This is a genomic window from Candidatus Poriferisodalis sp. (assembly GCF_965214215.1).
Taxonomy (GTDB): Bacteria; Actinomycetota; Acidimicrobiia; order Acidimicrobiales; family Poriferisodalaceae; genus Poriferisodalis.
The window spans coordinates 36393-49519 of record NZ_CBDCBD010000003.1 but is presented as its reverse complement, the minus strand read 5'-3'; the positions used below and the strand labels follow the sequence as shown (position 1 = coordinate 49519).

The following is a 13127-nucleotide window of genomic DNA, read 5'->3' as shown; positions in this document are numbered from 1 at the left end:
CCCGCGGGGCACGTCACCGGCACAGCGGCTTGAATTCCAGTCCGCTGCCGCTGAGCCGCTCGAGCGCCATGTCGAGCCCGCGTACCGTCGCCCTGCGAGCGCCGCCGCCATCGTGCAGCAGGATCACTGCGCCGGGTGCGGTTCGCGCCACGATGCCATCGGCAACCTCCTGCGCGGTGGGCTGCAGCCAGTCCTGCGGGCTGTACGTCCAAGACGCCAGCCTCAGGCCGAGGTCGGCAGACCATTCCCGGGTGGAGTCGCCCAGATCCCAGTACGGCGGCCTGAGACACGAAGTGGCGAGGGGCCCCAGGAGCTCCTGGGTACGCCCGACCGATTGCTCGAACGCCGCCCGCGAGAGGCGTGCAAGAGATGCGTGATCCCATGAGTGGTTGGCGAGCGTGTGGCCCTCATAGGCGATCCGTTGCACGAGCAGCGGGTAGCGCTCTGCGAGCGAGCCCACGACGAAGAACGTCGCCTTGGCGCCATGGCGCGCCAGCACGTCGAGCACCTGCGAGGTATAGGCGGGATGGGGCCCGTCGTCGAAGGTCAGGTACGCCACCGAGCCATCGTCGGGCAGAACCGGCGGGGATGTGCGTGTGCTGGACCAGAAGCCGGTGAGGTCACGAGTTGCGATGGCGCCGCTGCGCGAGGCCCCGAACACCTCCACCGCGAGCCGGTAGTCCGCCGGCTCCAGCAGCGACGACGCGACAGTGACCGTCCACTCGCCGTCCGATGGTGCCCGGATCGCGAATCTCTGGGTTCGCTCGCTGATGGGCACCAGCAACGTTCCGTCGCCGAGACGGAATTCCAGCCAGACGCCCGCCGGCGCATCGAGCGTCGCCACTACCACTTCGTTCTCCGCGACATGCCCGGCATACCCATGCCGCTCGCGCAGCTCGATGCGGTCCGACATGGCCGTGCCCACGCCATCGAGCGCCAACGCCACTGGGGTCGCGGGACGGCTGATGTGCAGCGTCGGCGTGTAGTTGATGGGTTCGACGCTGGTGGGGGTCACGACCGCGGGGCCTGGTTCGGGGTCTGCTGTGTCCGGGCTGCCGACAGCGACGGACAGCGTCGTACGCCGTGTGATCACCGTCAGCGGCTCGCCAGGTGAGCGGTCGAAGAGGGACACCTCGATGGTGCCGTCACGGATGTCGATCGAGTCGATGATGATGCGACGCCCGAGGTTGACTGGCGGCCGCATATCGAATGCCTCGCCGGTGTTGATGACGGGCACGAGCAGTTGCGCCTGGGGCGAATCGGCGGACCGTGCCTCGACATGAAGAGCGGCGTCATTGTCGCCGTCGCCGTCGAGGTCGCCTCGGGCCCCCTCGGGGTGCAGGACGAACATGCGATCCGGGTACCGTGCGCGGAAAGCGGACTCCAGAGCTGCCGGCAGCCAGCTCCGATCGGCTCCTTCCGCGATCACCGGGTTCGGATCGCTCTCCTGCTTGGGCTCGTCCAATGGGGCCACCGCGGCCGACTGCGCGGGACCGTCATCGTCAGACGGCTGGTTTGGCGGCGGTGTAGCAGCGGACTGTGTCGCGGTTGGTATCAGGGCCGGCGAGGGCAGCGTCGTTGTTGTTGACGTGTCGTCAGCGTCACCGGTGTGCTCAGCCTGCGCTGATTCGCCGATGTCGGCACCTGCTGGCGCCGCGTCCCGGCCTTGTCCGATGTGGCACGCGTTGACGACCAACGCCGTAACGATCAGCGCACTCACCGATGCCGAGGTGCAGAGCTTGCGCACTCCTCGATAATCGCCGGTCTACCGGCGTATGCAGCGGCAGCTGAGCCCGCTCACGATGGCCGCTGCCGCGGGCGACGCCAACGGGCTAGCCGCGACCGCAGTTAGGGCGCTTGCCGTGGTTGGCCTTGCTGCGGCGCGCCCGGAGCTTCCGCTTCTTGGTGCGCTTCGACATAGACGTTGCAGGCTACCGAGGCCGCCCCTGAATCAGTCCGGCGGCGCTGGTTCGGGCTGGTGGGCGAGCGGGGGAAGATCGGCTCAGCCGACTGCACCGACCTCGTGGAGCTTTTCGATGTCGTCAGCGTCGAAGCCCCAGTCGGCCAGCACCTCGTCGGTGTTCTCGCCCGGTGACGCCGGCGGTCGGGCGACCTCGCCTGGGGTGCGACTGAAGCGGGGTGCAGGCGCTGGCTGCATCACACCCTCCACCTCCACGAAACTGCCGCGGGCCACGTTGTGCGGGTGGTGGGGCGCCTCGGAGAGGTCGAGCACTGGCGCATAGCAGACATCTGAGCCGGCCATGATGTCGTCCCACTCGTCGCGGGTCTTGGTCTTGATGACCTCCGCGAGACGCGCCCGTTTGTCTGCCCACGCATCGCGGTCGTTGCGGTCCACAGTGGGAGCGTCGGCCAGGCCGGTCTTCTCGAGCAGCTCATCGTGGAACTTGCCCTCGATCGACCCGACTGAAACGAACTTTCCGTCGGAGGTCTCATACACGCCGTAGTAGTAGGCGCCGCCGTCGAGGAAGTTGGACTCCCGCTCGTCGGCCCAGCCGCCCGAGCCGTAGATGCCGTAGATGGCCGCCATCAGCGACGCCGCGCCCTCGGTCATGGCGGCGTCCACGACCTGGCCCTGCCCGGAGTCGCGCGACTCGAGCAGCGCTGCGCACACGCCGAATGCCAAGTACATGCCGCCGCCGCCGAAGTCGCCCACCAGGTTGAGCGGCGGGCTCGGCGCCTCGGCCGGTCCGATGGCGTGCAGAGCGCCCGTGAGGGCGATGTAGTTGATGTCGTGGCCGGCGGCATGTGCCATGGGGCCTTCCTGACCCCAGCCGGTCATGCGCCCGTACACCAGTTTCGGGTTGCGAGCCATGCACTCGTCGGGGCCGAGGCCGAGTCGTTCGGTCACACCTGGGCGGAATCCCTCGATCAGCGCATCGGCCTTTTCCACCAGCTTCAGCACCGTCTCGACGCCGTCAGGTGACTTGAGATCGACCGCCACCGAGCGACGGCCGCGGTTGAGCACGTTGAACTTGCGTCCACGGTCGATGCCCAGGTCTTCGGGCGTCATGCGATCGACGCGGATGACGTCCGCGCCCAGGTCGGCGAGCAGCATTGCGCAGAACGGCCCGGGGCCGATGCCCGCCAGTTCGATCACCTTCAGTCCCTGCAGCGGTCCCATGGGTTCCTCCCGGTCAGCGGGCGTCGCGGCCGCACGCCCGTGCTGGCGAAGTCTTGCACGCAGCGCACCTCAACGCCCGAGTGAACGGGCACGGGCCAACCGTCGATGCCGCGTCGGTCCGAGGGAGTCGGTGCACTCACTAGCCTCGCCCGGCGATGGAACGCTTTGGGTTCGTGGGTCTGCCCAACGCGGGGAAGTCGTCGCTGTTCAATTCCCTCGCTGGCGGCGGCGCCTTGGCTGCTCCGTACGCATTTGCCACCACCGATCCGAATGTCGGCGTGGCTCGCGTGCCCGACACTCGGCTTGATGCTCTGGCCGCCATGAGCGCCAGCCGCAAGGTGGTGCCCTCGACCACCGAGTTCATCGACATCGGCGGGCTGGTGGAAGGCGCCAGCAAGGGCGAGGGACTCGGCAATCGATTCCTCGCCGGGATCCGCGAGGTCGATGCAATTGTCTTTGTCCTGCGGGCCTTCACTGATGCCGACGTGCCCGGCCCTGCGGATCCGCTGGAACACCTGCGCATCGTCGAGACCGAGCTGACGCTCGCAGATTTGGAGTCGGTCGAGTCACGGATCGACCGTCGGCGCAAAGCGGCACGCAGCCAACCTTCCGATACCGCGCTCGCCGATGAGGCAACGGCACTCGAGGCTGCGCTCGAGCACTTGGAATCCGGCACACCGCTGTACCGGGCATGGCCGCTCTCGGGGTCGTGCGACGGCGCCGACGAACATCCCCATCGCGTCGCCCTGCGGAGCCATTTCCTGCTGACCGACAAACCGGTCATGGCGGTGCTCAATATCGGAGAAGATCAGCTCGACGAGGCCCCCGGGCTGGCTGCGCCCATCGAGGCTGAGCTGCCGGGCGCCACCGTGCTGCCGCTGAGCGTGCAGCTCGAGGCGGAGGCCGCGCAGCTCGCCGGCGAAGAACGAACCGAGCTGCTCGAAGGGCTCGGCCTGGGGGAAGGCGCGCTGGAGCGATTTGTGGCGGCTGCCCATGGACTGCTGGGCTTGCGGACTTTCCTGACCACGGGTGAAAAGGAATCGCGGGCGTGGACGTTCCGAGCCGGGTGGCGGGCACCTCAGTGCGCCGGGCGGATCCACACCGACTTCGAACGCGGCTTCATTCGGGCCGAAGTGATCGACTGGGCCGAACTGCTGGACTTGGGCTCGTGGTCTGCGGCGCGTGACGCCGGCCGCCTGCGCGTCGAAGGCAAGGACTATCCGATGCGCGACGGCGACGTCGTGGAGTTCCGTTTCAACGTCTGACCATGCCGTGGCTGGCGTGCGGGGACCGAGTGGTGGCAAGCCTCGAAGTCGCTCGCACCCGCGCTGAGCGTCGCCGTGGCCTGCTCGGGCGCGACGACCTGACCGGGGCGCTGCTGATCGAGCGGTGTCGCTGCGTGCACACGATCGGGATGAGCTTCGACATCGACGTGATGTTCCTGGACGCGCGGCGGCGGGTGGTGGACATGGTGACGATGCCGTCGGGCCGCATCGGTCGGCCGAGGCTCCGTGCACGATCGGTCGTCGAGGCCCGGGCGGGCGCGTGCGAGCGCTGGGGCCTAGCGGTAGGGGACGCCCTCGAAGTCCGGCTCGACGCGTGAGCGGAGGTGCTTGCATCTGGTTGTGCGGGGTGTGTAGGTTGCTGCGCTGTTTGCTCTGAGGAGGAGTGCGATGTCGAATTTGTCCCCCCCCCCCCGTTGATGCGGTTGGTCTGAGCCGCGGCGGCGGTGCTGTTCCCCGGCGGCGATCGGTCCCGTTTTGGCGGGCTGTCGCGGCGGTGGTGTTGTTGGGTTCGGTCCTGGCGGCGGTGTCGGGTTCTGCCGCGGTGGGGGCGCAGACGAGCTGCAACGTCTCGGACGCCACAACGCAGGCGACAGACGCCTACCACTTTCACCGCAGCAACGACATGGGGAACGCGGAGACTGCCACAGCGGCCTACCGGGTGCTGATCGCGTTGGGCGCCACCCTTCCGGCGTGGACGGGCAGCCAGATTTCGGGTGCCGCGCCGACAACGCCGATCACTGAGGCTCAGCTACGTGCCTTTACCAGCGGCCGTAACGACACCTGGGCCGGTTGGAATCCGATTTACACCGCGTTGAATTGCCTTGAGTCGGCATCTCCGACGGTCACGGTAGGTGTCGCGGAGCCGGCGGGGCATAGGCAGCCGGCGTTGACCGCAGTGGTGGCCAACGAGGGAGCGAACAGCGTGATCATGGTGAGGTTCCCTGAGGGGTTGGAGGGTGTGCGTTCCGTCCGTTTCGCTCCCGCGACTTTGATACGGGATGACCTCAAGACCTTCGCGCCGCCTGGCGCGACTGCCACGGCGAGCGGCGGAGCGAGTTGCAATACCGGCGCCGACATTATTACTTCTGAGCATTACACGTTCCGTGCCATAAAGAAGGTTTGGGATCCGAACAAGGGCGGTCCGGGAATCGGCGGGTTCAACGAAGTTTGGTCCAACAGCAATATCGGCACGAGGTCGATTGGCGGCCCGACGATCGCAAAGCGGTCTGGTGAGGTGGCGAACGTGCCGGTGACGTTGTGCCCGGGTTCTGAGGGCAAAACGTTCGGGCTGAAATGGGACCTGGTTCCCCGCAACGGCATTGCCGAGTCTGATTCGTTTGCTCACGACGCCGCAAACTGCAAGGACCGCACCTACAGGCGTAACGCCTATTACAGGGCTAGCAGCGCCCGCACGTCTCCGCAGACACGGGCCAAGGGCGAACTTTACAGGGCCGGCGGCGCTTACCCGGGCTCGCCCGAAGAAGCAAGCGACACGTTGGTGTATCCGGCGAAGACGGTCAATCAGGCGCACCGCTGTTGGACGACGGTGACGATCGTCGGTCAAGGCCAAGGCGGTCAGCCCGCTGTTGAGGAGGGTGATAGCCAGCCCGCCCAGGATGAGGGCCAGCCGGCCCAGCAGGACAGCCAGCCGGCGCAAGAGGAGCCTGTGGTGGACCCTGAGCCAGGGCCGGTTTGTGTGTCGGATGCGTTGTTGGCTGATGTGGAGGGCTACGCCGCGGAGACTTGGCGTAAGTCCGCAGATCATGTGCCGCGCTGGTCACGGGTGCTTGCAGCGTTCGGGCAGGCCAACAGCTACAGCGCCAATCCGATGACTGCCAGCGAGGCGCAGACTTACGCTGATCGCAGCTGGGGCAGTCGCTGGGTGCCGGTGACGGCCGCGTTGCAGTGCCTGGAGGCAGAGGCGTCGTAGCTCCGGTCGCTGCCGCACACGGGTTCGGGGCAGGCCGCCGCACACACGGCGGCCTGCCCCTACGCGCTACCGGTCTGCCACGACGGGTGAAAGGGCGCGTGCTGGTTCAGCGTGCTTGGCTAGGTGCATGACCGATCGTGTGGGCGAGGCCGCTGCGGTGCAAGCTCGGTTGTGGCTGGTGGCCACGCCCATCGGCAATCTCGCGGACATCGCCCCTCGGGCGGTCGAAGTGCTGACGGCGGTGTCGTTCGTGGCATGTGAGGACACCCGACGCACCGGGTTGCTGCTGGGGCGGCTGGGTGTCGGCGGGCGGCCGCTGGTGGCGATGCACGAGCACAACGAAGCCGCCGTTGCCTCACAGATCGTGGAGCGCCTGGCGGCGGGAGAGACCGCTGCCTACATCACCGACGCAGGCATGCCGACGATTTCCGATCCGGGGCAGCGCCTGGTAGCGGCGGTCGCGGCTGCAGGTCTCACTGTCAGCGTGGTGCCCGGGCCTTCCGCACCGGTGGCCGCGCTCGCTGTTTCGGGCCTACCGACGCAGCGCTGGGCCATGGAGGGCTTCCTGCCCCGCGGCGGGAACGCCCGCTCGATGCGACTGGCCGAGATCGCTGATTCACCGCGCACGGTTGTGCTGTTCGAATCGCCGAAACGCCTGGGCGCAACACTTGCCGACCTGGTCGAAGCCTGCGGCGCAGAGCGGCCCGCGGCAGTGGCGCGCGAGCTCACCAAGTTGCACGAGGAGGTGGTGCGCGGCACGCTCGGCGGGCTCGCCGCTAGGTTCGCCGAGCCGCCCAAAGGCGAGATCGTCGTGGTGGTCGGCCCAGCGATGCCCACCGCCCCCAATGACGCTGAGATCAGCGCCGAGCTGGAGCACGAGCTGGCCCAAGGCGCTACCACACGCGATGCGGCCGCCGCGGCAGCGCAGCGGCTCGGCGTCAGCCGCAACCGCACCTACCCGCTGGCAGTGGAGCTTGCCCGCACGACCGGCGGTCCGCGGCGGCGGAGTTGAGGGCCTGGGTACCTTTGTCCTGACGAGCAACCGCGATGACATGTCACGCTGGAACGCCCGCATCGGGAGCTGCTGACAACAGATGCCGCCGCCCGCAACATCGACCTCGTCAAGCTCTGATGCGCACTGGGACGTTCCTATAGATGTCAAGTGCGTGTTTTGAGGGTGGCGAGGTCGGCTCGGAGTGTGCGGTAGATCTCTCGTGGCTCTTCGCCGAGCCGGAGATCTCAGGCGATGGCGACCACGCCGTACATGGCGCCCACGATTACGCCTGTCAGCGCGATGAAGGTGCCGATCAGCCAGCGGAACTGACGCGCGGACTCGGCCCGGTCGGCTTTGCGCTGAGCGGCGTGCTCGGTGGTCAGTGCTGCCAGTGCGGTCCGGTCGTCTTCGCGCTGCGCGGCCTGTTCGGCCTGGTCGGCTTTGCGCTGTGCGGCAATTTCGGCCCGGTCGGCCTCGCGCTGTGCGGCAATTTCGGCCCGGTCGGCCTCGCGCTGCGCGGCAATTTCGGCCCGGTCGGTCGCGCTGTGCGCGCGGCGGCCAGCGCGGCTAATGCGCCGGTCGTCTTCGAACTGTGCGGTCCGGTCGTCTTCGAACTGTGCGGCAATTTCGGCCCGGTCGGCCTCGCGCTGTGCGGCAATTTCGGCTCGGTCGGCTTCTCGCTGTGCGGCGTGTTCGGCTCGGTCGGCTTCTCGCTGTGCGGCCTGTTCGGCCCGGTCTGCCTCTCGCTGTGCGGCGATCGTCAGCGCGAACTTCGAGAACTCGGCCGACAGCACTGCTTCGAGGTGCAGCTTGGTGACCAGGTCTGTCACCGGTGCGGCCGGCAGGCACGACATCATGTACTCCGCGACCTGCTCGTCGGCGTGCTCACACAGCCAAGCGTAGAGGCGAGAGCGGTCGTTCTCTGACACTGCGGGCTCCTTCGTCGAAGGGGTGGCGCTGTTGACCGTAGATGCCCGAGCCGACGCATCAAACTGAATTTCAGTGCTTTTCGTTGCTGCGCGTGTGCGCGTAGGACGAAAGAACCGGATTCCCGTGGGCAGCCCGTTCGACTTGCGCGGCACTTCGCTGCACTTGTGCTCCCATCGGGCGACGCCGACAGCTTCGGTATCGTGGACCGACGGCTGGTCCGTATCTCGCAGCTGCTCGCCGCGCTGCGGACGGGCTGGTCAGCGCCGGTGTGGGCACCGTGCTCCTGTTTGGGTCGCTCGCCAGAGGCGACACGGCCACTCCCGGCGACATCGATCTGATCGCGATCGACGACGGCTTGGGCGATTACGGCCGACGGGCGGAGCTGCAGCAGCGAGCGCAGGCGGTGTCAGGCCATGCGGTCGATGTGATGGTGACTGACGCCCCCGAGTGGGCGACGCGCACTACCGGCGTGCCGTGCTCGATGGAGGCGCTTATCGCCAAGGACGCGGTCACTCTCGCCGGCCCGTTGCGCATCCGACCTGAAGTGCGGCCTGGCGCAATCTGAACGGCGCTGCCGCGGCATCTGGGGCCTGACTGTGCCCGATCTGCTGCGTCAACTCCACGAGGAGCATTGCTGCCCCTCACTACCCTGCAGGCGTGGCTTCCTACTACGTCACGACGCCGATCTACTACGTGAACGACGCCCCACACATCGGGCACGCGTACACGACGATCACCGCGGACGCGATCGCCCGCTGGAATCGTCTGCGCGGCAACGACGTGATGTTCTTGACCGGCACCGACGAGCACGGTCTCAAGGTGCAGCGGGCGGCACAGGAAAACGACTGCACGCCCATCGAGTGGGCCGACCGCACCGTGGTGCGTTTCCAGGAGGCTTGGCGGCAGCTCGACATCTCCAACGACGACTTCATCCGCACCAGCGAGCCCCGACATCACCACGCGGTCCAGCAGCTCTTGCAGGCTTGTTACGACAACGGCGACATCACCCTGCAGACCTATGAGGGCCTGTACTGCGTGAGCTGCGAGGCCTATTACACCGACGACGATCTCGACGACGGCAACTGCCGCATCCACCGCCGGCCCGCCGAGCATGTCACCGAGGAGAACTACTTCTTCGCGCTCAGCCGCTATGAGAAACCCCTGCTGGACTGGTACGAAGCTCATCCCGACTTCGTCGTGCCGGTGACCAAGCGCAACGAAGCGCTGGGATTCATCCGCGGCGGCTTGCAGGATTTCTCGATCAGCCGCACATCGCTGGACTGGGGCATCCCCATTCCTTGGGATCGAGAGCATGTCACCTACGTCTGGTTCGACGCGCTGACCAACTACATCACCGCGGCGGGATACGCCAGCGACGACGCTCAGTTCGCGCATCGCTGGCCGGGCGTGCATCTGATCGGCAAAGACATCCTGCGCTTCCACTGTGTGTACTGGCCGGCGATGCTGATGAGTGCCGGAGTGCTGCCGCCCAGCCGAGTCCACGTGCATGGCTTCCTGCTGGTCGGCGGCGAGAAGATGGCGAAATCAGCGCTCAACCAGATCGCCCCGGGCGACTTGGTGAACGACTTCGGCAGCGACGGCGTGCGTCACCACTTCTTGCACGATCAGCCCTTCGGCCCTGACGGCGACTTCTCCTATGAGGGGATGGTCGCCCGCTACAACGCGGACCTGGCCAACAATCTGGGCAACCTCATGAGCCGAGTCGCCACCGTGGTCGCTCGAAAGTGCGACGGCATCGGTCCGACGCCCCGCCCCGACAGCCCGCTGGCCGCCGCGGTGGCCGAGTGCTTTGCCGACACAGCGGAGGCTTGGGAGCGGCTGGCGCCTTCAGAAGCTCTCGTCGCCACCTGGCGCATCATCCGCGAGACCAACGCCATGCTCGAAGGGGCTGAGCCGTGGAAGCAAGATCCCGGACCCGAGGTAGATGCCGTGCTCGGCGATGCGCTCGAGGCGCTGCGCATCGTGGCGGTGCTCGCATCGGTGGCGACACCGCGGGGTTGCGAGGAAGTGTGGCGGCGCATCGGCATGGAGGGCTCGTTGGCCGATCAGCGCCTGCCCGAGGCCGCTACGTGGGGGGGCTATCCCGGCGGCCTCGCTGTGTCGACCGGCAATCCGCTGTACCCGCGCTTGAAGTGATGCCAGGCGATGAGCCACCGGCGATGAACGCAGGGCCGCAAGCCGAGGTCTGGGTCGACAGTCACTGCCACCTGTGGGACGGCGGCGCCGAGTTGGTCGCGGAGGCCCACCGAGACGGCGTCGCGTGGCTGGTGGACATCGGCACTGATGTCGAGCGCAGCATCGCTGCACTGGAACGGGCCCGAACGCTGACAGGTGTCGCCGCCACGATCGGGCTGCACCCCCACGATGCAGACGACGGCCCCGCGACGCTCGACGTGCTCGAGCGGCTCATCGCCGACGCGCTGGGCGGCGGCGACGCGGGCGTTGGCGGCAGCGCTCGGCTCGTCGGTGTCGGGGAGTGCGGGCTCGACTACTTCTACGAGCACTCCGACCGGGCGAGCCAGCGTGAGGCGTTCGCTGCGCAGATCGCCATGGCGCATCGCTACGGGCTGGCGCTGGTCATCCACAGCCGCGACGCCTGGGAAGACACCTTCGACGTGCTCGACGCCGAGGGCGTGCCCGAGGGCACGGTGTTCCACTGCTTCACCGGCGGGCCCGACGAGGCGCGCGGGGCCCTCGAACGGGGCGCATCAGTGTCGTTCAGCGGCATCGTTTCGTTTGGGAACGCGGGCGAGATCCGCGACGCCGCAGCGCTCGTGCCTGCCGACCGCTATCTCGTTGAGACCGACGCGCCATATCTGGCGCCGGTACCGATGCGGGGCAAGCAGAACCGTCCGAGCTGGGTGCGCTTGGTGGGCGAGGCAGTCGCTGCCGCGCGCGGCATCCCAGCGAGCCAGGTGGCCGCAGAGACCACCGCAAATGCGGTGCGCATCTTCGGTCTCGGCGAGGCTGATACCTCGTGACTGACGGGCTGCTGACCCTGCCCGCGGTCAAGGAGCTGCTGGGCAGGGCCGACGCGGCGCCGCGCCGCAGCCTGGGTCAGAACTTCGTCGTCGATCCCAACACCGTGCGCCGCATTGCCCGACTGGCGGGCGTGGGGCCAGGTGATCGCGTCGTCGAGATCGGCGCGGGCCTGGGCTCGCTCACGCTGGCATTGGCCCAGACCGGCGCCGAGGTCGTGGCGGTAGAAACCGACGGGCGGCTAGTGCCGTTGCTGCAGGAAGTGGCGGGCCAATCGGCCGGCACAACGGCCGGCGAAGCGACCGATGGGGTGGCCGGCGACCGGAATGGCTCCCTCACCGTGGTACATGCCGACGCTCGCCGAATGGACTGGGACGCCCTGCTGGCAGGGACAGGCTGGCATCTCGTCGCGAACCTGCCCTACAACATCGCCACCTCGCTGGTGCTCACGGTGCTCGATGATGTGCCTGCTGTCACCCAGATGCTGGTGATGTGCCAGAAGGAGGCGGCCCAGCGACTTGCGGCGGCCCCGGGGGGCGGCACGTACGGAGCGGTGTCGGTGCGAGTGGCAACCCACGCCGATGCCGAGCTGGCCGGCACAGTGCCCGCCACGGTCTTCTACCCCCGCCCCGACGTGGAGTCCGCGCTGGTGCGCATCACCCGGCGGGCGCCCGGGATGGATCCGGTGCTGCGCAGCGAGATCGACCGCCTGGTCAGCACCGCGTTTGCGCATCGCCGCCAGATGCTGCGCCGAACCCTGCGGCGTGCCTTTGACGACGCTGACGAGACACTCCGTGCCGCAGGCGTGGAACCGACCGACCGCCCGGAACAGCTCGGGCTCACTCAGTGGACGCGCCTCGCAGAGGTGTCCCTCGCAGCCCAGACCCAGGGTTGAGGCTGCCGTGGCGGAGCGTTCGGCCTCCCACGTTGAACCGACTCGGTTGCTGGCGCCGGCCAAGCTGACGCTGCGGCTGCACATCACCAGCACCCGGGCCGACGGCTATCACCTCATCGATGCTGAGATGGTGACGCTGGACCTGTGCGACGAAGTCATCGTGCATCCCAGCTCAGCGTCGTCCGTGGAGGTCGTGCGGCTGCCCGGCGCCGAAGGTGCCGACGCAGGTCTGCCGGCTTGGGAGATTCCCGCCGACAGCTCCAACCTCGTCATCGGGGCGCTCAAGCTGGCCGGCCGCACCGCCCATGTCGAGATCCGCAAGCGCATACCGCCCGGTGCCGGGCTGGGCGGGGGATCGGCTGACGCCGCGGCAGTGCTGCGCTGGGCCAATCGCCTCACGGCCAGCGAGCGTCCGCGTCCAAGCGCCATGTCTGAAGCAGCCGGCAGCCCGTCATCTGTGCAACCGAACGAGTCTGCGGACCCGTCGATTGATGCTGGCGAGCCCGCGCTCGTCACTCCGCGTCAGGCAGCGTCGCTGGGCGCGGACGTGGCCTTCTGCCTCGTCGGCGGTCGTGCCCACGTCACGGGCATAGGCGAGTTCATCGAGCCGCTCCCGTTCCGCGACCAGTCCTTCGTGCTGTGGACGCCGCCGATCGGCGTGGACACCGCCACGGTGTACGGCGCATGGGATGAACTGGGCGGACCGGCTGGCCAGAACTCGAACGACCTCGAGCCTGCAGCGCTGGCCGCCTATCCCGAGCTCGCCGCCTGGCGCGATGGGCTCGCTGCCGCCAGCGGTCGCACGCCGCAGCTAGCCGGCAGCGGCGGCACATGGTTCGTCATGCCACGCTTCGGTGCACGCCTGGGCTTGCCATCGCGCGACGGTGCCTGCACCACCGAGGCGCGCGCCATTGGCCGGCTTTAGCCCAGATCCACCGGTGTCGCTGGGT

The 13127-nt window shown here is 68.0% G+C and carries 13 protein-coding genes; 10 read left to right on the top strand and 3 right to left on the bottom strand.

Annotated elements, in window-relative coordinates:
• Positions 1-13 precede the first annotated feature (13 nt).
• From ACOOF5_RS02830 to ACOOF5_RS02820, 3 genes are all read right to left on the bottom strand, one after another.
• The gene (locus ACOOF5_RS02830) at positions 14-1747 is read right to left on the bottom strand and encodes a polysaccharide deacetylase family protein (RefSeq protein WP_420436419.1); all 1734 of its coding nucleotides are present in this window, start codon (positions 1745-1747) and stop codon (positions 14-16) included.
• Positions 1748-1832: 85 nt separating this feature from the next.
• On the bottom strand, positions 1833-1919 hold the full coding sequence (locus ACOOF5_RS02825; RefSeq protein WP_419554825.1) for a 50S ribosomal protein bL37: 87 nt from the start codon (positions 1917-1919) through the stop codon (positions 1833-1835).
• An 83-nt stretch (positions 1920-2002) separates the two neighbouring features.
• On the bottom strand, positions 2003-3142 hold the full coding sequence (locus ACOOF5_RS02820; protein ID WP_420436417.1) for a CaiB/BaiF CoA transferase family protein: 1140 nt from the start codon (positions 3140-3142) through the stop codon (positions 2003-2005).
• Between the two features lie 155 nt (positions 3143-3297).
• Here ACOOF5_RS02820 and ychF point away from each other — a divergent pair, with 155 nt between their 5' ends.
• From ychF to ACOOF5_RS02770, 10 genes are all read left to right on the top strand, one after another.
• Positions 3298-4407 carry a redox-regulated ATPase YchF gene (ychF, locus tag ACOOF5_RS02815; RefSeq protein WP_420436415.1) on the top strand — a complete coding sequence of 370 codons (1110 nt, stop codon included), beginning with the start codon at positions 3298-3300 and terminating at the stop codon, positions 4405-4407.
• A 2-nt stretch (positions 4408-4409) separates the two neighbouring features.
• On the top strand, positions 4410-4745 hold the full coding sequence (locus ACOOF5_RS02810; protein ID WP_420436413.1) for a DUF192 domain-containing protein: 336 nt from the start codon (positions 4410-4412) through the stop codon (positions 4743-4745).
• A 185-nt stretch (positions 4746-4930) separates the two neighbouring features.
• Positions 4931-6358, top strand: coding sequence for a hypothetical protein (locus ACOOF5_RS02805; RefSeq protein WP_420436411.1), 1428 nt, complete (start codon positions 4931-4933; stop codon positions 6356-6358).
• Between the two features lie 127 nt (positions 6359-6485).
• Positions 6486-7370, top strand: coding sequence for a 16S rRNA (cytidine(1402)-2'-O)-methyltransferase (rsmI, locus tag ACOOF5_RS02800; RefSeq protein WP_420436409.1), 885 nt, complete (start codon positions 6486-6488; stop codon positions 7368-7370).
• Between the two features lie 143 nt (positions 7371-7513).
• Complete coding sequence (locus tag ACOOF5_RS02795) at positions 7514-8278, top strand: hypothetical protein (RefSeq protein ID WP_420436407.1); 765 nt, start codon at positions 7514-7516, stop codon at positions 8276-8278.
• 272 nt (positions 8279-8550) lie between these two features.
• Positions 8551-8847, top strand: a complete 297-nt coding sequence (locus ACOOF5_RS02790; protein ID WP_420436405.1) for a hypothetical protein — start codon at positions 8551-8553, stop codon at positions 8845-8847.
• Between the two features lie 92 nt (positions 8848-8939).
• Complete coding sequence (locus tag ACOOF5_RS02785) at positions 8940-10439, top strand: class I tRNA ligase family protein (RefSeq protein ID WP_420436403.1); 1500 nt, start codon at positions 8940-8942, stop codon at positions 10437-10439.
• A gap of 23 nt (positions 10440-10462) precedes the next feature.
• Positions 10463-11284, top strand: coding sequence for a TatD family hydrolase (locus ACOOF5_RS02780; protein WP_420436401.1), 822 nt, complete (start codon positions 10463-10465; stop codon positions 11282-11284).
• A complete protein-coding gene (gene rsmA, locus ACOOF5_RS02775) occupies positions 11281-12177 on the top strand; it encodes a 16S rRNA (adenine(1518)-N(6)/adenine(1519)-N(6))-dimethyltransferase RsmA (protein ID WP_420436399.1) in 897 nt (298 codons plus the stop codon). Before ACOOF5_RS02780 ends, rsmA begins: the two co-directional genes overlap by 4 nt.
• A gap of 7 nt (positions 12178-12184) precedes the next feature.
• Entirely contained in the window at positions 12185-13102 is a 918-nt protein-coding gene (locus tag ACOOF5_RS02770; protein WP_420436397.1) for a 4-(cytidine 5'-diphospho)-2-C-methyl-D-erythritol kinase, read from the top strand.
• The last annotated feature ends 25 nt before the right edge of the window (positions 13103-13127 follow it).